This is a genomic window from Nitrososphaerales archaeon (genome assembly GCA_032906765.1).
Taxonomy (GTDB): Archaea; Thermoproteota; Nitrososphaeria; order Nitrososphaerales; family Gagatemarchaeaceae; genus DASPPF01.
On the sequence record JAJTZB010000002.1, the window covers coordinates 1 to 17,864 of the forward strand.

At 59.0% G+C, this 17,864-nt stretch carries 19 protein-coding genes; 17 read left to right on the top strand and 2 right to left on the bottom strand.

What is annotated here, in order from left to right; all coding sequences use genetic code 11:
* The first annotated feature begins 94 nt into the window (after positions 1 to 94).
* A complete protein-coding gene (locus LYZ69_02315; protein MDV3277285.1) occupies positions 95 to 826 on the top strand; it encodes a hypothetical protein in 732 nt (243 codons plus the stop codon).
* Positions 827 to 922: 96 nt separating this feature from the next.
* Here LYZ69_02315 and LYZ69_02320 read toward each other — a convergent pair whose 3' ends face one another.
* Positions 923 to 2,092, bottom strand: a complete 1,170-nt coding sequence (locus tag LYZ69_02320; protein ID MDV3277286.1) for a transposase — start codon at positions 2,090 to 2,092, stop codon at positions 923 to 925.
* Between the two features lie 83 nt (positions 2,093 to 2,175).
* Here LYZ69_02320 and LYZ69_02325 point away from each other — a divergent pair, with 83 nt between their 5' ends.
* The 16 genes from LYZ69_02325 to LYZ69_02400 all read left to right on the top strand — a co-directional run bounded on the left by LYZ69_02325 (position 2,176) and on the right by LYZ69_02400 (position 16,804).
* Positions 2,176 to 2,481, top strand: a complete 306-nt coding sequence (locus LYZ69_02325; GenBank protein MDV3277287.1) for a hypothetical protein — start codon at positions 2,176 to 2,178, stop codon at positions 2,479 to 2,481.
* Positions 2,482 to 2,661: 180 nt separating this feature from the next.
* On the top strand, positions 2,662 to 3,039 hold the full coding sequence (locus LYZ69_02330; GenBank protein ID MDV3277288.1) for a hypothetical protein: 378 nt from the start codon (positions 2,662 to 2,664) through the stop codon (positions 3,037 to 3,039).
* Positions 3,040 to 3,076: 37 nt separating this feature from the next.
* Positions 3,077 to 4,954, top strand: coding sequence for a hypothetical protein (locus LYZ69_02335; GenBank protein MDV3277289.1), 1,878 nt, complete (start codon positions 3,077 to 3,079; stop codon positions 4,952 to 4,954).
* A gap of 85 nt (positions 4,955 to 5,039) precedes the next feature.
* Entirely contained in the window at positions 5,040 to 6,071 is a 1,032-nt protein-coding gene (locus LYZ69_02340; protein ID MDV3277290.1) for a glycosyltransferase, read from the top strand.
* A complete protein-coding gene (locus LYZ69_02345) occupies positions 6,068 to 6,793 on the top strand; it encodes a nucleotidyltransferase family protein (protein MDV3277291.1) in 726 nt (241 codons plus the stop codon). The genes LYZ69_02340 and LYZ69_02345 overlap by 4 nt, the downstream gene beginning before the upstream one ends.
* Before the next feature lie 15 nt (positions 6,794 to 6,808).
* Positions 6,809 to 6,949: a hypothetical protein gene (locus LYZ69_02350; protein ID MDV3277292.1), complete on the top strand. Its 141-nt coding sequence runs from the start codon at positions 6,809 to 6,811 to the stop codon at positions 6,947 to 6,949.
* Positions 6,950 to 7,005: 56 nt separating this feature from the next.
* Positions 7,006 to 9,870, top strand: coding sequence for an MMPL family transporter (locus LYZ69_02355; GenBank protein ID MDV3277293.1), 2,865 nt, complete (start codon positions 7,006 to 7,008; stop codon positions 9,868 to 9,870).
* Positions 9,851 to 10,354: a hypothetical protein gene (locus LYZ69_02360; protein ID MDV3277294.1), complete on the top strand. Its 504-nt coding sequence runs from the start codon at positions 9,851 to 9,853 to the stop codon at positions 10,352 to 10,354. The genes LYZ69_02355 and LYZ69_02360 overlap by 20 nt, the downstream gene beginning before the upstream one ends.
* Positions 10,355 to 10,438: 84 nt before the next feature.
* Positions 10,439 to 11,602 (top strand): RNA-guided endonuclease TnpB family protein, encoded by a 1,164-nt coding sequence (locus tag LYZ69_02365; GenBank protein MDV3277295.1) that lies wholly within the window; start codon positions 10,439 to 10,441, stop codon positions 11,600 to 11,602.
* Positions 11,603 to 11,663: 61 nt separating this feature from the next.
* Positions 11,664 to 12,707 carry a PfkB family carbohydrate kinase gene (locus LYZ69_02370; GenBank protein ID MDV3277296.1) on the top strand — a complete coding sequence of 348 codons (1,044 nt, stop codon included), beginning with the start codon at positions 11,664 to 11,666 and terminating at the stop codon, positions 12,705 to 12,707.
* Entirely contained in the window at positions 12,707 to 13,525 is an 819-nt protein-coding gene (locus tag LYZ69_02375) for a transketolase (protein MDV3277297.1), read from the top strand. The genes LYZ69_02370 and LYZ69_02375 overlap by 1 nt, the downstream gene beginning before the upstream one ends.
* Positions 13,526 to 13,529: 4 nt before the next feature.
* A complete protein-coding gene (locus LYZ69_02380) occupies positions 13,530 to 14,216 on the top strand; it encodes a ribulose-phosphate 3-epimerase (protein MDV3277298.1) in 687 nt (228 codons plus the stop codon).
* Positions 14,216 to 15,148 carry a transketolase family protein gene (locus tag LYZ69_02385; protein MDV3277299.1) on the top strand — a complete coding sequence of 311 codons (933 nt, stop codon included), beginning with the start codon at positions 14,216 to 14,218 and terminating at the stop codon, positions 15,146 to 15,148. The genes LYZ69_02380 and LYZ69_02385 overlap by 1 nt, the downstream gene beginning before the upstream one ends.
* Positions 15,149 to 15,200: 52 nt before the next feature.
* A complete protein-coding gene (fsa, locus tag LYZ69_02390; GenBank protein MDV3277300.1) occupies positions 15,201 to 15,866 on the top strand; it encodes a fructose-6-phosphate aldolase in 666 nt (221 codons plus the stop codon).
* Positions 15,867 to 15,878: 12 nt separating this feature from the next.
* Positions 15,879 to 16,175 carry a hypothetical protein gene (locus LYZ69_02395; GenBank protein MDV3277301.1) on the top strand — a complete coding sequence of 99 codons (297 nt, stop codon included), beginning with the start codon at positions 15,879 to 15,881 and terminating at the stop codon, positions 16,173 to 16,175.
* A gap of 20 nt (positions 16,176 to 16,195) precedes the next feature.
* Positions 16,196 to 16,804, top strand: a complete 609-nt coding sequence (locus LYZ69_02400; GenBank protein ID MDV3277302.1) for a superoxide dismutase — start codon at positions 16,196 to 16,198, stop codon at positions 16,802 to 16,804.
* On the opposite strand, the gene LYZ69_02405 is transcribed toward LYZ69_02400, so the two are convergent.
* Positions 16,779 to 17,723: a hypothetical protein gene (locus LYZ69_02405; protein ID MDV3277303.1), complete on the bottom strand. Its 945-nt coding sequence runs from the start codon at positions 17,721 to 17,723 to the stop codon at positions 16,779 to 16,781. The two genes, LYZ69_02400 and LYZ69_02405, sit on opposite strands and share 26 nt — an antisense overlap.
* Positions 17,724 to 17,864: the final 141 nt, after the last annotated feature.

Sequence of the window (17,864 nt, forward strand, 5' to 3'; positions counted from 1 at the left end):
TACACTGCCAGCGTCTTCCTGACAACAACATCGGGCATAGTCGTTTCCACGACTTCCACAGTTTCGTCCTTCTCTGTCTAGGGCGGCTACCAAGATGAAAGCACTCACAGCGATTGCATCGGGAATGCTTCTGGCGTTCCTCGTCCTATCGCCACTCGCAGCTGCGGCAGCGGCCGACGCGGTGACTGTCTCTGTCTCCCCGAGCACGGTGACGACAACGTTCACCGTCTCTGGTAGCGTGACAGCAGCGTCCGGCAGCGTGACCGGCTCTGCGGTGTTCATCAAAGTCGCCAACCCGAGCGGCAGCACCGTAGCCGTGGGCAACGCCCCGGTAAGCGGTTCTGGCGCCACGGGCACCTATTCACAGACGCTGACGTCTGGAGGCAGCACCTCGTGGACCCCCGGCACATACACTGTGACCGCGACCTACGGGACGACCTCCGGAACGCCGGCATCAGCGACAGCGACATTCACCTACAGCACGGGCGGCGTAACTACCGGTGGAATCTCCACTGCGCAGTTCAACCAGATCATGGGCAACCTCAGCGCGTTGACCGCAAAGATCAACGCCCTATCAGCGGCGCTCTCCGGTCTGTCGACCTCGGCGACCAACATCCAAGGCTCCTTAACGAGCCTTAGTAACCAGCTCAGCAGTGTCAACACTGCTGTCCAGTCGGCCGCCGGCCAGGCAGCCACCGCGGCGTCAGAAGCCAGCTCAGCAGCAGGCAGCGTCTCGAGCACTCAAACGTACGTGCTCGTAGTCGCAGTCATCGCAGCCATCACCTTAGTCCTAGAACTAGCAATATTGGTAAGAAAGCTGTCGTAAAAGGCAGCTTTCTCCCTTTTTCTTTTTTCTTTGCGATAACGAGACGATACTCCGCACGTACGTTCATTCATTCATTCTGCGCTAGCAAAGCGCTAGCTATACTCTGATCCTTCCGTCCTGATTGGACGGATGGTCCGCATCGACTTTGGACGCGGTCTCTTCTTCTCGAGATACGCGCCCTACCATCACTTCATCTGCGGACCCTACGTGCCCGGACCTCAGGCCTCGTGACAGGATGTTTTTGGCTGCGTTGAGGTCCCTGTCGATGACCAATCCGCAGGCCGCGCAGGTCAGGATCGGATGCTCCGCGGGAGGCTCCCTCATTGCACCGCCGCACTTGGAACATGTCGAGGAAGTGCCCTGCGGTTCGACGTAGACTACCGGAAGCCCTTCCCATCTGGCCTTGTATTCTATCTGTCGCTGGAGCTCTGCGAACGGCCACGAGTTCATCTTAGATAGGTAGAAGGCGGATGACTTGCTCTCTCTGCGGTACATCTGGCGTATCCCCTTCAGGTTCTCCATCACGACCGCCTGCTTCAGGGATGCGGCTCGGTAGACAATCGTGGAAGACACGTTGTGTAGCACCCATCCCTTCTTCCCATGCCCGATCGCCGAGTACTTTCTGAATAGGTCCCGCTTGATCCTGATGTCGTTTCTCCTGAACCGGCTCTTGATGCGCCTGTATCGCTCATGTATCTGTGTGATGACAGCCAGGTCGTATACTTCCGTCCTACCCTCGGTGTCGAAGGATGTTACGTTCTCTGGGTTAATGTCGAACGCGACCACTCCTTCCAACTTCACTTCTGTGACCTCTTTGCGGTAGATGACACCGAGAGCCTGCGGCGTTGCCGTGACAGAGTTCACCTCCACACCTTGCTTCGAAAGCACGGCCATTGTGTGCTGGTTCAGTTTCACCCTGAGGCCCCCGGGCAGTTCGAGCCAGTCGCCGGAGACACGAACCCCTACGGATGCAGAGATGAAGAGGTTCCTGCAGTATGGTCTGACCGTGTTGTGACGTTCGGATTCCGTCCTGTACTTCTTTATCAGATTCGATGCTTCAAACATTGCAGAGAAGCGGTAGCTGTCTTCAATCGGATAGGCGAGCGTCCTTTCGTAGCAGAGAGGCTTGATCGCACTGTAGGACGGCTCTTCGCAATCGAAACCTAACCTGACGCAGTCGTTGACCATAAGCTGGAAGGTTCGCATCTTCTCGACAAGTGCTGGGCCAGGTTCGAAACGCTGCTTGACCGACCTGTAAAGAAACAAGACAGCGTCAATTCAGGAACATGATTTAGGCTCCCACCTTTCCGAGGTGGAGCTTAATAGTCGTGGATGCTTCTCCTTCGACTGTGAAGATGGCTGCTGCGGCACCCAGCTGGTTCGAGAGGCTACTACTGCCAGAGCTGAACGCTCTGAAGGGAGAGATCAAGGCGATAGACGGCAGGATCGACGGTCTCGAAGGGAAGATGGTTGGGGAGTTCGGAGGCGTCCGCTCCGAAATCAAGCGGCTCGACGAGAAGATTGACGGGTGGGGCATGCGCCTAATTGAGAAGATAGATGGATTCGACAAACGACTCGACGTCGTGCAGCGGCTGGCTGTCCTGGAAGCTAAGCTAAGGGAATACGAGAACAAAGGCAGCGGCAGCAATCGGTAGCCATCGGTTTCTCCGTGAATGCCTGTTTCAGGCGGGCGCTATTGATGCCTTGAGCCTTCAGTCCGGTCCCTTGAGAGCCGGCAGCGAGAGATTCACCGCCCAAACCGCGCCGCGGTGCTATCAGCTTAGTGTCGCTGGTGGGCTTTAATAGCGTCTGCAGAATTCTGGTCGATTGTGGAGATGGGCACCTTCACAGTGAGGACGATGGTCTCGAAGGCCGGCCCCTCTTCGCCGTCCAAGAGCGTGGACCTCGTTGCCGACACGGGCGCCACCTTCACCACCCTCCCCTCGTCCCTACTCAGGGAGTTGATGGTGGACGTAGAGAGGACTCTCAGGTTCGCCCTCCCCGGCGGCTCGACAGTCGAGCGGGGTGCGGGCCACATCAGGATCATTCTGGGGGGAGGGTACGCACTCCCGTCGACCACAGTAGTCTTCGGCGACGAAGGCGTCTTCTTGTTGGGGGCGGTAACCTTGGAAGACCTCTCCTTGGCCGTTGACCCGACCAACAGGCGGCTGGTCCCGGTCGAGGGCCGCCTCCTGGCCTTGTGCGCGCGCTGAAACTTGGGGGTTAAATCACCCGACCGCATCTCGTGCGTTGAAAACGGGAAGGAGGGGCCTCAGCGCCGTCTTCGGTTTCCTTGTCATTTTCATGCTCCTCATGGCGGGCTTGGCAGCAATCTCCACTGAGCTCAACGCCCAGAACTCGGTTTGGAGCTCGCAGGAGCGTGCTAGGCAGGTCGAGAACACGAGGCAGCTCGAGCACCTGACGCTCTCGCTGAACGGCTCTTTCCTGGTCGTTAGGAACGACGGCCTAGTGCAGTCCCAGCTTCAGTACCTCGTACGGGAGGCAAACCAGAGCATGACCGATACTAAGGTCCAAAGCCTACTTCAGACGGGGTCCACGTCTGCCATACCGATTGCCTCGCAGGCGTCGGGTTACGCTGTCATCACCCAGCTTGGCAACGTCTTCTGGCTCCAAGATCCTTCCCAGATGTTGAGTACCTCCGTTCCAGTCACTTTCGACGCGTCAGGTCTTCCGCCATCCTTCAACACCAGCGCCGTCCTCACCGTAGACGGGCAACCTGTCACCTATTCCCAGTTGCCGAAGACATTCGAGTGGCAGGGAGGAAGCACTCACAGCTTCTCCTACGCTGCAGGCTTCAGTGTCGGACCCTCGGAGAGGCTAGGCTGGGCCTACTCGAGAGGGGCGAGCACCCTTAGGCAAGGGACGCTGGTGGCCAGCCAGCCCGAGAGCGTAGTCTCCCAGTACGCCGACCAGTACCTGCTGGCCGTGGTTGGCGGCGGAGCGATAGGGTACTTGGGGTCGCCTGGCAACGACGGTTGGTACCCTGCTGGAAGCACCGCCCAAGTCTCGACCTCCTATTCGTGGAACCTGACCTCTGGCCAGTCCAGGCAGAACCTCGTCTCCTGGGACGTCGACGGGAGCTCCGTCGTGGCTGTGGCCCGCTCGGGCGAGGGCACCTTCGTCACCTCTGGAATCGTCATGGATGCACCACACACTCAATACCTCAACTCTGTGACGCAGTATCGTGTTTACACCAACACGAGCGTCCCCGCGGCAGGGGCCCTCCCTTCCCTCTCCCTCGGCTACGCGTATCAGGGTCTAGCATCCTCCTCATGGTCCTGCTCGGCCTTCTCCCTCTCCGGCTACCCAGGCGGAACTGCTACCCAAGGCCTGTGCCCTGAGCCGTCATCGTCGCAGGACGTCACCTCTGTTGCATGGAGCGTCGCCGTGTCGTCGTCAGGCACACTTGGAGACACGTTGAGCTTTTACGTGGCTGTGAACGGCTGCTACTCTCAGTCCTACGACGCGACCGCTGGGTCCAGCGGGTCGTTCTCCGGCTGCATGCCTGTCACAGGCGCCTCGATAGTCCTCCAGTGGAGGGTGTCGCCTGGGTGCTGGAGCAAGAGGATCCAGGACTACATCTACTGCGGCACCACGTTCTCCGTCGCGAGTTCTGGAACCTACACCTACGTGTCCAGCGTCAGCGGAAGTACGCAGACGGCGGCGGCTTCGTTCTCCTCATCGGGCGCGTCTGTCGAATACAACTATGCCTTCGAGTACTCCTTCCCGCCTGGGTCAGTATCCACCTCGCTGGCGCTCACATTTCCTGCCTCGGAGGTGCTCGGCTCTGTGACTTCGCCGTGCGGCACGTGGACGGCATCAGCGAACACGATTACCATCGCAAACGCCTGCTCCAGCCAGTCCCTCCTCTCCACGTCAGCCACCGGCTCCTACTCGGTCAGTCTGGGCGCCTCGCCCACGTCGGACGGCTGGTACGACGCGGGTACCAGTCATACCATCTCCGCTACATCCTCCGGGCCGTTCGTCTTCTTCGGATGGGGCGTGTCAACCCCCGGCCTGCAGGTCGCATCAGGCACTGCGCAGTCCACGGCCGTCGTTGTTGGCTCCGCAGGCACCATCACAGCTGTCTTCAACGTCGTGGAGTGAATGTCGACTTCACCCGTCTCTCCCGCCTAACGCTAATAGAGTGTCCCGACATAGGCCAAGTCCGCATCGCAGCGGTCGTCTCAACTTGAAAACCATAGCTCTACTTTGGGGTCCGTTCGGGCATCGTCTAGACGAACTCTCGGCCGCCGTGGGCGGCAAGCGTATCAGCATCACCCTCCTGTACGGCCCCAGGTACTTCGCGCCCATACGCTATTTAGCACTCTTCATCATGACCCTCATCCTTCTGCTAGCGGAGAGCCCTGACGTCGTCTACGCCCAGAACCCTCCTGTCTTCTGCCCCCTGACCTCGCTTCTGTATTGCAGGGTGGCAGGAAAGCGCTTGGTCGTCGACCACCACTCCGTCTGGAGGGTCAAGACGATAGGCGGACCAGTCGGAAGGGCAATCGGCTACCTCGAATCGGTCGTCGCGAGGTCTGCAGATGCGAACACTGCGCCACACGGCGTGTGGGCCAGAGAGCTATCAGCGATGGGGGCAAGGAGTGTTCTCGTCGTCCACGACCACGTCGAGCGGAACCCGTACGGGCGCGACGAGAGACTCAGACGAGGATACGCCCAGACGCCGCTGATTGCGGTAGCCTCGCACGGCGGGCATCCGCTCGAACGGATGGAGGCAGAGATCTCGGCCGCCTCCCGGTTCGAGACGCTGACCCTGCTCGTGACGGGCCCTGCCAACAAGCTCGCCGGAAGGCTCGAGAAGCTTCCGCCCAACATCAGGTACCTCGGGATGCTCCCGATGGACGACTACCTGCGCCTGAAGGCCTCTTGCGACTTCGCTCTCAACATCACAGACGAGCCCTTCACCCTCTCACACGTGCTCTTCGAGTACGCGGCGAGCGCCCTCCCCGTTGTCTCTAACAGGCAGGCGGTAGTCGAGGAGGTATTCGGAGATTCGCTCGCCTACGTAAATTCCTCCGACGTGACTTCAGTTTCGGCGGGAATCAGGCTGCTCGCAGGCGACCCGGCCAAGCTGGTCACGTACAGGTCGGGCATGGCGCGCATGTTCGACAAGCTCGCAGCCACACGGTCGAGGGAGGTGGCGGCCCTGAAAGACCTTATATCGACTGGGCGTTCCGCCCAGGCGAAGGCGCCGGCTTGAAAGCCATCATCCTGAGCGGCGGGCAGGGGCTTCGGATGCGCCCCCTGACTGACGACCGCCCGAAGCCGCTTGTCCAGATAAACGGCAGGCCAATCGCCGAACATCAGATCGACTGGCTGACGAAGGACGGAATCGTCGACGGTGTCATTTTCGCGTGCGGTTACAAGTGGGAGAGGCTCAAGGAGCACTTCGGCTCGAGCTACAGTGGGATTAAGGTCGAATACAGCGTGGAGGAAGAAACGCTAGGCACTGGTGGCGCGATCAAGAGAGCCCTCTCTTTGTGCGTCGGTGAAGAGGAGTGCGTAGTCCTCAACGGAGACATAGTTACAGATCTTCCCTTGAGGAGGATAGTCGACGCACACCACAGTGCATCGGAGGTGCCCGCGACGATGCTTGTGGTCCCTTACCGTTCCCGCTTCGGGGTAGTCAAGATAGACAAGTTGAGAATGGTTCGGGGTTTCGATGAGAAACCTGCTTTTCCCGATGTCTGGATCAATGGGGGTGTCTATGTGCTGAACCCGAGGAAGATGCTCAAGTACCTCCCTGACAAGGGGGACATAGAAAGGGAAACATTTCCAAAGCTGGTCGAGCATGGTGAGCTCCTCTCCTATCCGTACTACGGAGATTGGTTGTTCCTCGACTCTGCGAAGGACCTAAAGGCGCTTGAGGAAACGATGAGGCAGCCGGTTTCGAGCTCTCTCGCGGGCGAGGGGAACGGCTGAAGAATCCATTCTTCAATGACCGAGAAGCGCGATTACCAAAACTATGCGGGAAAGCCCACGGCTTCAGTCGCGGGAGGATGTCACTACGGCGACTGGTGGTACGTCGACTCTTTGAAGGACCTAAAGGAACTCGAGAACGAGCTGAAAGTCCGCTAGAGCAACTCAAAATCTTTTAACGATGCACCCTTCGGCCCCCCTCGCGAACCCCTCCATTGATTTTTGACGGCGTCGCCCGTTTCATAGTGAAGCACCACAAGGTTGTAGTGGTCGCGTGGCTTGTCGCCCTGGTCGTCTGCGTCCCGCTCTTCTCAAGGGCGTCCGGGGTCGTGTCGAGCAAGTCCAGCCTCGGTAGCGCGACTGGAGAGTCGGCCGCAGCCCAGAACATCATCAACTCCAAGTTCGGGTCTGCTTCGGGAGCATCTCTCTTCCTTGTCATCAGCGCCGCGAACGTCACTACGCCAGCGGTTCACAGCTTCGTAGACGCATTCTCCAATGCCTCCCTCGGCGACCCCGCGCTCTCCAACCTGACCAGCGTCAGCACGGTCTACCATTCGGTGTCCAACGTCGTAAGCGGGGCGGTCGGCGCCGAGAGGTCCTTCGGGAGCGGAGCGTCATCGCTCACCCAGCTGTTCTACGGCGTCCCAGTCGCATTCGTGAATGTCTGGAACCAGAGCTTCGCCTTGGACCCTACTAGGATCAGCCAGGCCGAGGCAGCCACCTCCGCTTTGCTCGCATCTTCAGTGAAGAACCAGACGGAGCTCTTCGCCGCCCAGCAGTACCTTCAGGAGTTCGCGCTGACTCTCACAACGAGCTACAAGATAGCCCCGCAGCTCCCGATGGAGCTGAGGATTAGGGCTTCGGCCAACGCCACCGCGACCCTGTTCATCAGCAGCGCCCTACCTGCCTCCCAGCGGACGTTCGCGTCCGACGTGCTGCGGGGTTTCAGCCTATCGAACTACACGGCTCCCTCGGCCATGGAGGCCTTCGTCGTCCATGAGACAGCGAAGCTGACTCTCTACACCCCGACCTTCGCGGGAAGCGTCTACCCCATCGCGTTCAACAACGCAAACGAGTCAGCCATCATTTCATCGATAATCGCAAACCCGTCCAGCTATCACATCCCTCCGGTCTACCGGAATTCCGTCTCCGGCTATGTCAGCCCGGACCACAAGCTACAGCTGGTCGTTCTGAACTTCAAGGAAGCCACTAACGGCGATGTCACTGCCCTGCGGAGCCTGGTAAAGTCCGAGGTGCCCAAGTTCGGCTTGGACGGAGCCGTCGCAGTCACTGGCGGGCAGGCTCTCAGCAACGACTTCACCCAGTCCAGCCTTGGGGACGTCAGCGTCATACTACCGATTGCAATTATCATCCTGATTGCAGCCACGGGTATCTTCTTCAGGTCGGCGGTAACGCCCGGCGTCTCACTCCTCGCGATAGGCGTCGCCCTGGGGATAGCCGACTCTTCGATCATCTACCTCATCGGAACCTACGTGGTAAGCATCGACGCCAACGTGCCCAGCATACTCCTGACCGTCATCATCGGCGTGGGGACGGACTACTCCGTCTTCCTCCTCGCGAGGTACAGAGAGGAGAGGGTCAAGGGGCGCGACAAGCTGGAAGCCGTGGCTAGCTCTGTGACGTGGGCGGGCGAGAGCATAGCCACCAGCGGCCTTACTGTGATAATCTCATTCCTCTTCCTCGGAGTGGTCGTATCGGTTGACCTCCTGCGCGGCATCGGGCTTGTCGTCGGCGCCGGTGTGCTCGTAGCACTCGTCGGCTCGTTGACTCTCGTCCCCTCCCTCATGATGTCGATCCCTGACGCCGTCTTCTGGCCGAACGCGGGGAAGAGGTTCGCCAGGTACGCCGAGTCTGTGGAGAGGTCGATTGAAAGGAAGACGGGGTACTTCTCGAGGTCGGCAGGGTTCTCCATCAAGCACGCCAAGGTAGTCGTCATCCTTGCGCTCGTCGCGACGGGCCCGGCCCTCTATGTCTGGTACCACTCGCCCGTCGGCTACGACCTGCTATCTGCAGCCCCGAAGGACCTGGAGAGCGTCTCGTCGTTCAACAGCATAAGCGACAGCTTCGGCGCGGGAAAGCTCTTCCCGACCTACGTTGTGATGGTGTTCAAGTCGCCTCTGTGGAACGGCTCGGGGTACAACACCAACGAGATGAGGACAGTAGACTCGTTGACTAATCTCACTCTGACCGTCAGCAACGTGAAGTCGGTGACCGGGCCCACGAGGCCGGCCGCGGAGCGGGTTGACTTTTACCACCTGGGCTCAGACCCGAGGTCGAAGCTCCTTGAGGGCTCAATCAACGGCATGATCAGCAAGGACGGCCTCGACGCACTCCTCAACATCAACCTCGTCGCCTCGCCGCAGAACTCGACATCCCTGGACACGGTCCAGCAGCTCCGGACAATGTATCAGTCGGCAGTCACGAATTCGTCCGGGTCCCTCTCTGCGGTTTACGTGGGCGGGTCGGCAGGCAGCACCTTGGATTCGAGGAACAGCGTGAACTCCCAGTTCGACCAGGTGATAGTCTATGTCATGCTCGGAGTTGCAGCCGTCCTCCTCTTGGTCCTCGGCTCCCTCTTCCTCCCGCTCTTCGCGATAGCAAGCATAGTGATGAGCATCGCCTGGACTCTTGCGGCGACAGCCATCGTCTTCCAGCACTTCTACAACTTCCCGCTGCTCTTTATCACGCCCCTGACCCTGTTCGTACTCCTGCTTGGCTTGGGGATGGACTACAACGTCTTCATACTCACCAGGATCAGGGAGGAGGCGAGCAAGGGCGCCCCCCTCAAGGAGGCGATAACGACTGCAATCGAGCGGACGGGCGGGATAATAACGGCCGCAGCGCTCATCCTGGCAGGGTCGCTTGGAGCGCTGATGCTCTCGAGCAACCTCCTCCTCAAGGAGTTCGGGTTCGCCTTCTTCTACTCAATCCTCATCGACGCGCTTATCACAAGGACGTACATCGTGCCGTCTGTGATGTCGCTGATGGGCCGCTGGAACTGGTACGCGCCGGGCAAGCTGCAAAGGGTCAGGATGGCGAATGCCGAAAAACGAAGTTGACGAGGAGGTACTGGAGGAGGGGTGCTACCACCTCTCGCAGCTGGGGCTGTCTCACGACCAGATTGCGGGACACTTCGAGTTGACCAAGGCGGAGGTGGACCGGCTCGTCTCGTCATACGCTTCGAAGATCGGTTCGGGAAAGGTCGTCTCAGAGACCTTCGACAAGGTCTTCTGGGAAGATGTGAAGAAGGAGGCCGAGGGCGACTTCAAGGTGACCTTCGTGTCCGAAAAGGGCTTCCACCACGCATGGAAGTCGGAGCTTGCCAAGCTCGACGGAAGAGCGCTGATGTCGATATTCGAATCGAGCAAGGACTTCCTAAGCGCGGACCCTAACCAGAGGTTCCTGGACGTTCCCGCTCCGAAAGGGTACGACCCGCTGGCCCTCGACAGGGAAGTCAGGAAAGCTGTCGAGGCGGTGGGCGCACTGCTCGGGGAGAAGTGGAAAGAAAGCAGAGGAAAGGAAGGGGACGCCAGCCCGTCGTGAAACCGGAGATATGCAAAGCGCAGAAAAGGCACTGTTAATTTGTCGGGACATGGGTGCTTAAATGTAGAAAGCGATATCTCAATCGTGAAGTCGGTCAAAGCTGTCAAGTTCGGATACATACCCACCCCAGAGACCAGAGAGCTCCTCGAAATCTTCCGCATGATGGTAAACGACGCAATTCGAATCGCCCTCGAAGAGAGCGTCAAGGGACGGCTGAGGCTACGAGACAGAATCTACAAGGAGTTCCGAGAAAGATACGGCGTGGTGTCGTGCTACCCCTACTCCGTGGCGGAGGTCGCTTGGTCGATAGTCAAGAAGCACCGCCGCTGGCAGCGAAAGCCTTTCGCTTCGAAGCCGATGCTGAAAATGGACTGCGCCAGCTATTCCCTCAACTACGGGATACTCAGCCTCCCAAACATGAAAGGCCAACGTGCCCTGATTCCTCTTGAATACGGCGACTGGCAACGTTCCTTCCTGATGGACACGACCCTCAAGAGGGGCTCGGTGACTATGACCGACTTCACAATCGTCATCGCCTTCTCGAAAGAGACGGCGGTCGCCGAGCCCCTGAGAAAGGTCGGATACGACCTGAACCACAAGTCCATGGTGGGGAGCGACGGCACCCGGATTGACCTCTCCAAAGTCGCTCGACTCCACACGGAATACGGCGTCAGGCGCAGCGAGTTCTACGCCAAGCATCCCAACGACAGGCGATTGAAGCAGAAGTTCGCCAGTTCAAGGAGGGAGAAGGAACGCGTCAAGCAGACCCTCAACGTCATCTCCAAGCAGGTCGTTGAGAAGGCTGTCAAGAACAGGGAGGCAATCGTCCTCGAGAGACTTAAGGGGGTTCGGAAGGCCCACAAGAAGGGAAACGGAAAGGGACATGATTCACGCCGAAGGGCCAACCTCTGGCCGTTCCGGCAGCTCCAACAGCAGATCGCTCACAAGGCGGCGTGGGTTGGGGTTCAAGTCGAGTTCGTCAATCCTAGGAACACGTCTAAGGAGTGTTCCAATTGCCACTACGTCAACAAAAAGTTGACGGTCACTGAAAGGAGCTGGCTATGCCCACAATGCGGGTGCCAGCTCGACCGCGACCTCAATGCTGCGGTGAACATCGAGAGGCGCGGGAAGATACCATGTCTGCCAATGGTTCAGGCAGGAGCGCGGGGCACAGATGAAGCTGTGAAGGGGAACGAGGCGACGACGGCTCCAATCCTCCGAGCAGAAGTCCCGAAGTTAGGTGGTTGAGGCGTGACCCGACAACCTAGCAGAGCCTTAAAAAGGCCAGCACCGTCCATCACATCGAAAAATGATGCCTCTGGAGAACGTCGACCCTGAGAAACTGACGTCTCTCCTGAAACAATTCCAAGGCAGGAGGGTCCTCGTAGTTGGGGACATCATAGTCATCCGGTTCGTCGAAGTCGCTGCGAGGAAGCTAGCAAGGGAGGCGCCAGTCCCGGCAGGAGACCTCATTGGGGAGACCTTCCTTCCAGGAGGCGCTGCGAACCTCTCCAGGGAGCTCGTTTCGCTCGGTGCTTCGGTTAACGTCGTGGGCCTTGTTGGCCCGGACGAGCCTGGGACCTGGCTCGGCTCTGCCTTCGACAAGGCGGGGGTCGGGCACGGCGGAGTGGTTGTCGACGGCAGCAGGCCGACCTCTCTCAGGACTTGGATCATGGTCAACAACTTCCACATGCTCAGGATAGACAGGGAAGACAGGAGGGACGCCCCTCTTGAGCTCTCGAAGAGGCTCCTCGCAAACGCCCGGCCGAAGATAAAGGATGTCGACTGCGTCGTGATATCGGACTACGACAAGGGCGCAGTCACGAGCAGCCTCATCAGCGGAATCGTTGACGAAGCGCATGCGGCTGGAAAGATAATCGTCGGCCAGCCTAAGATGCACCACTACTCGGACTTCGCGGGCGTCACGTACGTGAAGTCGAACCTAGAAGAGGCGGCGCACGCTATAGGCATGAGCATGGTCAACGAGACGAGCTTGAGGAACATGGCTGTGAACCTGATAAGCAGGCTCGAATGCAAGGCCATACTCGTGACAAGGGGCGACCTCGGAATCACCCTCTTCGACAGCGAGAACATGACGCACTTCCCGCCCATGGGGGGCAAGAAGAACCTGTTCAGCAAAGTGGGCGTGAGGGACGCCATGACTGGGGTCTTTGCGATGTCTGTCGCCTCCGGAGGAACGCCCTACCAGGCGTCCATCCTCAGCAACTTGGCGGGAGGGGTGAGGAGCGAACTGCCGAGGACTGCTTCCCTCTCCGTCCATGACCTTGAGGCTCGGACAGCCGATGTGGGCGACTTCGCGCGCAGGATAGTCCAGGCGCCGGTGAGGAGGTAATGGAGCCAGCCCAAGAGATACTGAGGCTGAAGGAGGTCTCGAGGAACACAAGGAAGCTCATCCTTGAGAGTCTCGCTGAGGCTGGCTCGGGCCACCCAGGCGGCTCTCTTTCCGCAGTCGAGTTGCTCGTCACACTCTACTTCCATGTGATGCACTACGACCCGAAGAACCCGAAGTTGGAGGACAGGGACAGGTTCTTCCTGAGCAAGGGCCACGCAGCTCCGCTCCTCTACGCGATTCTCGCGCAGGCGGGCTACTTCCCGTCCGAGGAGTTGATGACGCTTAGGAAGCTCGGCTCAAGGCTACAGGGCCACCCAACGCTGGGGATCCCTGGCGTGGAGGCACCGGCCGGCTCGGAAGGCATCGGCCTCTCCCTCGGCATCGGCACGGCTCTCGCAGCCAAGCTGGACAGGAAGGCCTACAGGACCTACGTCCTGATGGGCGACGGGGAGCAGCAGGAGGGCGAGGTCTGGGAGGCTGCGATGTCGGCGTCCAAGTACAGGCTGGACAGCCTCACTGCGATAATCGATAGGAACGGGATTCAGCAGGATGGCCTGACTGAGCAAATCATGCCGATAGAGCCACTCGCCTCGAAGTGGCGCGCCTTCAACTGGAACGTCATCGAGGTTGACGGGTACGACTACCTTCAGCTGATCGACGCGTTCGACCTGGCAGCCAGCGTAAAGAACAGGCCGACCGTCATCATTGCGCATACAGTGAAGGGCAAGGGAATCTCGTTCATGGAGTGGTCGCCTCATTACCACGGCACAGCCCCTTCCAAGGAGACGATGCCTGACGTGCTCAACGAATTGAAGTGATCACTTGAGGCAAGTCCGGATAGCACCATCGATACTCGCGTGGGACCTCGGAGACCTCCGGGAGGCGGCCGAGTTGGCGAAAAAGGGTGGCGCTGACCAGCTCCACCTGGACGTCATAGACGGCCACTTCGCTCCGAACATAACCTTCGGTCCCGGGACCGTGAAGGCGCTCAGGAAGCACTGCGACCTGAAGTTCGACACGCACCTGATGATAGACCAGCCGCTTCTCTACGCTGAGAAGTTCCTGGACGCCGGGTCGGACCTCCTGACGTTCCACGTCGAGGTCCTGAACGCCGACCGCTTCGACCAGCTCCACTCCATTGTGCGAGCAAAAGGGAAGGAGATAGGGCTCGCGATAAAGCCGACCAGCAGCCTGCCCAGGTGGGCCGAGGAGAGGCTGGGCGACCTCAGCGCAGTCATCGTGATGACAGTCAATCCTGGATTCAGTGGCCAGGCCATGGACATGAGCGTGATGCCGAAACTCAGCAGGATTAGTGCGATGGTCGAGAAGGCGGGCGTAAAGACAGACGTGGAAATCGACGGAGGCGTCGAGCCAGAGAACGTCCACGAAGTGGTTAAGAGGGGAGGGAACGTCTTGGTGGCTGGAGCGGGAGTGTACGCCAAGAAGGACCCTGTCGCCGCAATCGGGGTCCTCAGGGAAAGGGCGTTGGCCGCTTTGAGGGAATCCTGATGTCCGTCAGGCAGGCCGCAATGAGGGACGCCTACGGGGAGGCCCTCCTCGAGCTGGGGAGCACGAACCCGCGCGTCGTCGTCCTGGGCGCAGACACCACCGGCTCACTAAAGTCAGGCGTCTTCTCGTCGAAGTTCCCAGAGCGCTTCTTCAACCTCGGTATCGCGGAGCAGAACCTCGTCGGGGTTGCCGCGGGATTTGCCTTGGCTGGCAAGATAGCGTACGCTGGCACGTACGCCATCTTCGTCCCCGGCAAGTGCGTCGACCAGATCAGGAACAACGTCGCCTATCCGAACCTAGACGTGAAGATTGTCTGCTCCCACGGCGGCATCTCCGTAGGCCCGGACGGCGCTTCCCACCAGCAGGTCGAGGACATTGCGATAATGCGCTCGATCCCCAAGATGAAGGTGGTCGTCCCATGCGATGCGGTCTCCACGAAGGCGATAGTGAAGGCTGTGGCTGACATCCCGGGGCCCTTCTACATCAGGCTCACCCGGCCGACGACGCCGGTCGTCTACGAGAACGGCTTCGAGTACCGCTTCGGCAAGGCGAACATCATCAGAGAGGGGGGCGACGTGGCGATCTTTGCGTGCGGCATTCTCGTCCCAGAGGCGCTGAAGGCCGCCGACTCGCTAAAGTCGAAGGGCGTCTCAGCCTCGGTGATCGACCTGCACACGATAAAGCCTATCGACGCGGACACGATACTGAGGTTCGCAAAGAAGTGCGGCCGCGTGGTCACCGCCGAGGAGCACAACATCATGGGAGGAATGGGCTCCGCTGTTGCGGAGGTCTTGGTGGAGGGCCACCCTGTCCCGATGAAGAGGGTCGGGGTGATGGACACCTTCGGCGAGAGCGGAGACGCGGGGGAGCTCATGAAGAAGTACGGCCTCACCGCCGCTGACATAGAGAGAGCGTCTCTCTCCCTGAGATAGTCGCGTTCGACTTCGCCGTCCTTAAATAACGTCGCAACCTCCGAGTTCCAAATTGGACCTCTACCTCGACACTGCCAACTTGGCATCGATAAAGAAGTTCAACCAGATGGGCATCGTCGACGGCATTACGACCAACCCGACCCTCGTCTCGAAGGAAGAAGGTGAGTTCGAGCAGATCATAGTCGACATCTGCAGGGAGGTGAAGGGGCCTGTCAGCGCTGAGGTTGTCAGCACGGACCACGACGGCATGGTGAGGGAAGCGAAACACCTCTCTACGCTCGCGAGCAACGTCGTGGTGAAGATACCGATAATACCCGAGGGGCTAAGGGCCACCAAGACCGTGACCGCGATGGGCATCAAGGTCAACATGACCCTCGTCTTCTCGGCCAACCAAGGGCTGCTCGCCGCGAAGGCCGGCGCGTCGTACATCAGCCCCTTCATCGGCAGGCTGGACGACGTGGGCCAGAGAGGAATGCAGGTCATCGAGGACTTGGTCGCGATAAGGCGGAACTACAGCATGAAGGCAAAGGTTCTCGTCGGCAGCATAAGACACCCGCAGCACGTGCTCGAAGCTGCGAAGATAGGGGCGGACATAGCGACCATGCCGCCCGAGGTGATGGAGAAGATGATACAACACCCCCTGACGGAGGCAGGGCTGAAGCGCTTCCTGGACGACTGGCAGAAGGCGAAGAAGTCGAAGCCCTCCATAACAGCGTAGGTCAAGGGTCCGATGAAGTACGTCGTCGACCAGATGCTGAGCGGGCTCGCGAAGGAGCTCTCCTCTGCCGGCATTGACTGCGTGACCGTCCAGATGGCCCTCAGGGGCAACGAAGACTCGAGCAAGAGCATCGACGATGACGAGATCTTCGAGTACCTCGTGAAAAGCAAGGGTGGGGTGACGCTGATAACCGTGGACAAGGACCTGGCCAAGTACTGCAGCCGCTTCGGTATCCCGTGCATCCGGGTTCAGGACGCCGTGCTGAGCGTCATCAGGTCGGGCTCTGGGGTTCAGCAAGATTTTTATTGAATGAAGGTCGGCGGCGACCCATGGCTAAGACATACACACTTCCACCGCTACCATATGCATACAACGCATTAGAACCACACATCTCCGAGAAGACCATGACACTCCATCACACGAAGAACCACCAAGCCTATGTGAACGGCGCGAACGCAGCCCTAGAGAAGCTTGAGAAGGCTAGAAGGGGCGAACTTCAGATAGACATGAGAGCAGTCCTAAGGGACTACAGCTTCGCAGTCGACGGCCACAAACTCCACTCCATCTTCTGGCCGAACATGGCTCCCTCCGGAAAAGGCGGAGGTACCCCTGGAGGCAAGCTTGCGGACAAGATCAACAAGGACTTCGGCGGTTTCGACAAATTCAGGTCCCAGTTCACCGACGCAGCCAAGACGGTCGAGGGCAGCGGGTGGGCCCTTCTCCTTTACGACAAGGAAATCGACCAACTTGTCATGACCCAAGTCGAAAAGCAGAACTTCATGCACCTGGCTCAGATGCCCATACTCCTCGGGCTCGATCTTTGGGAGCACGCATGGGTCTTTGACTACGGCACAGATCGTCCGAAATACATTGAAGCGTGGTGGAACGTCGTCAACTGGTCCGATGTGGACTCTAGACTGGGGAAGGCCTCGGGTTAGTCTTCCCCAATTCCCGTTTTTCGTACTCTTCGCGAGCCACCCGTGAATAATCGGCCACTGCGTCCTTGATGTCTCTCCGGAAGGCTTCTACCAGCTGTTCGACCTCCACCCACCGTTCACTTGCACTGAAACTGAGGACTAGTTCTCTACGCCGCATCTTTTCCTCATGCATTAGCGGAAGACTTGGCAGAATCGCCCCGACCTCACTGGCACGTTGGAGCTGCAGCGACATCATGTCCTCGCGATGGCGAATCTTCCGGGTGGGAGTTACGTAGCCCTTCTTTGCTGAAACGTATGGCCCGGTCGGGTGAAACCCTGCTTCAGAGAGCTCTCTTTTGAGGTGCTGAAGTAGTTCCATGTCTTGGTTTGCAATGACAAGGTTCACCCGTAGATATTTCCCAGACCGAACTATCCCTATCGTACCGTCTGAATCCACCAGCCCGGCCAGCCAGGCGAGGAACGCTTCTGGGTCCTCCAGATATCTCGGTCGATCCCTCCTGATTTCGGGCAGCATGAATGAAAAGCTGTCATCGAGTCTTGCGGCGACCTTCCATCTGTATCCGCCGGTCCTGTCGAAAACAGGGTAGTGATACACTGGACCATACCCTTGGAACAGGGATCTGAAGCAAGAGGAAAATGCGGGATGGGTGGTAGTCGACGAGGCCATTACGGCCTCGCTACTCACTTTTCTTACGTCCAGGTCACCTTCCGCAAACCCTTCAAGGTACCTCCGGCAGCGAAGACATCCATCGAACGGGGTCTTCGTCCGCATTGTCCTCTTTGGTGCTGAGAGCCTGTTCGCTTCGGCTGGCGTTCGAGTCTTAACCGCTAGCCTTCTAGAGAGCCCCCACACAAAAGTAAACGACCTGTCCAACATTTTCGAGATCTCAAGGAGTGACAACCCCATGGTGTTGTGCAATTCGTCCACTGCGTCTCGGATGGCGTCGACTTCCTCGCGTTGTAACGACCCGAGGTCTAGGCGTTTAGTCTTCGGTATTCGCTCCAGCAGCTTTTCGGTTTCGCTCTGGCGTGTGTCTCTGCCTGATTCAGGCAACAATGT

Coding starts and splice junctions, on each gene's coding strand:
- LYZ69_02315 (MDV3277285.1), top strand. CDS start 95: ATGAAAGCACTCACAGCGATTGCATCGGGAATGCTTCTGGCGTTCCTC.
- LYZ69_02330 (MDV3277288.1), top strand. CDS start 2,662: ATGGGCACCTTCACAGTGAGGACGATGGTCTCGAAGGCCGGCCCCTCT.
- LYZ69_02350 (MDV3277292.1), top strand. CDS start 6,809: ATGACCGAGAAGCGCGATTACCAAAACTATGCGGGAAAGCCCACGGCT.
- LYZ69_02360 (MDV3277294.1), top strand. CDS start 9,851: ATGCCGAAAAACGAAGTTGACGAGGAGGTACTGGAGGAGGGGTGCTAC.
- LYZ69_02370 (MDV3277296.1), top strand. CDS start 11,664: ATGATGCCTCTGGAGAACGTCGACCCTGAGAAACTGACGTCTCTCCTG.
- LYZ69_02375 (MDV3277297.1), top strand. CDS start 12,707: ATGGAGCCAGCCCAAGAGATACTGAGGCTGAAGGAGGTCTCGAGGAAC.
- LYZ69_02385 (MDV3277299.1), top strand. CDS start 14,216: ATGTCCGTCAGGCAGGCCGCAATGAGGGACGCCTACGGGGAGGCCCTC.
- LYZ69_02395 (MDV3277301.1), top strand. CDS start 15,879: ATGAAGTACGTCGTCGACCAGATGCTGAGCGGGCTCGCGAAGGAGCTC.
- LYZ69_02400 (MDV3277302.1), top strand. CDS start 16,196: ATGGCTAAGACATACACACTTCCACCGCTACCATATGCATACAACGCA.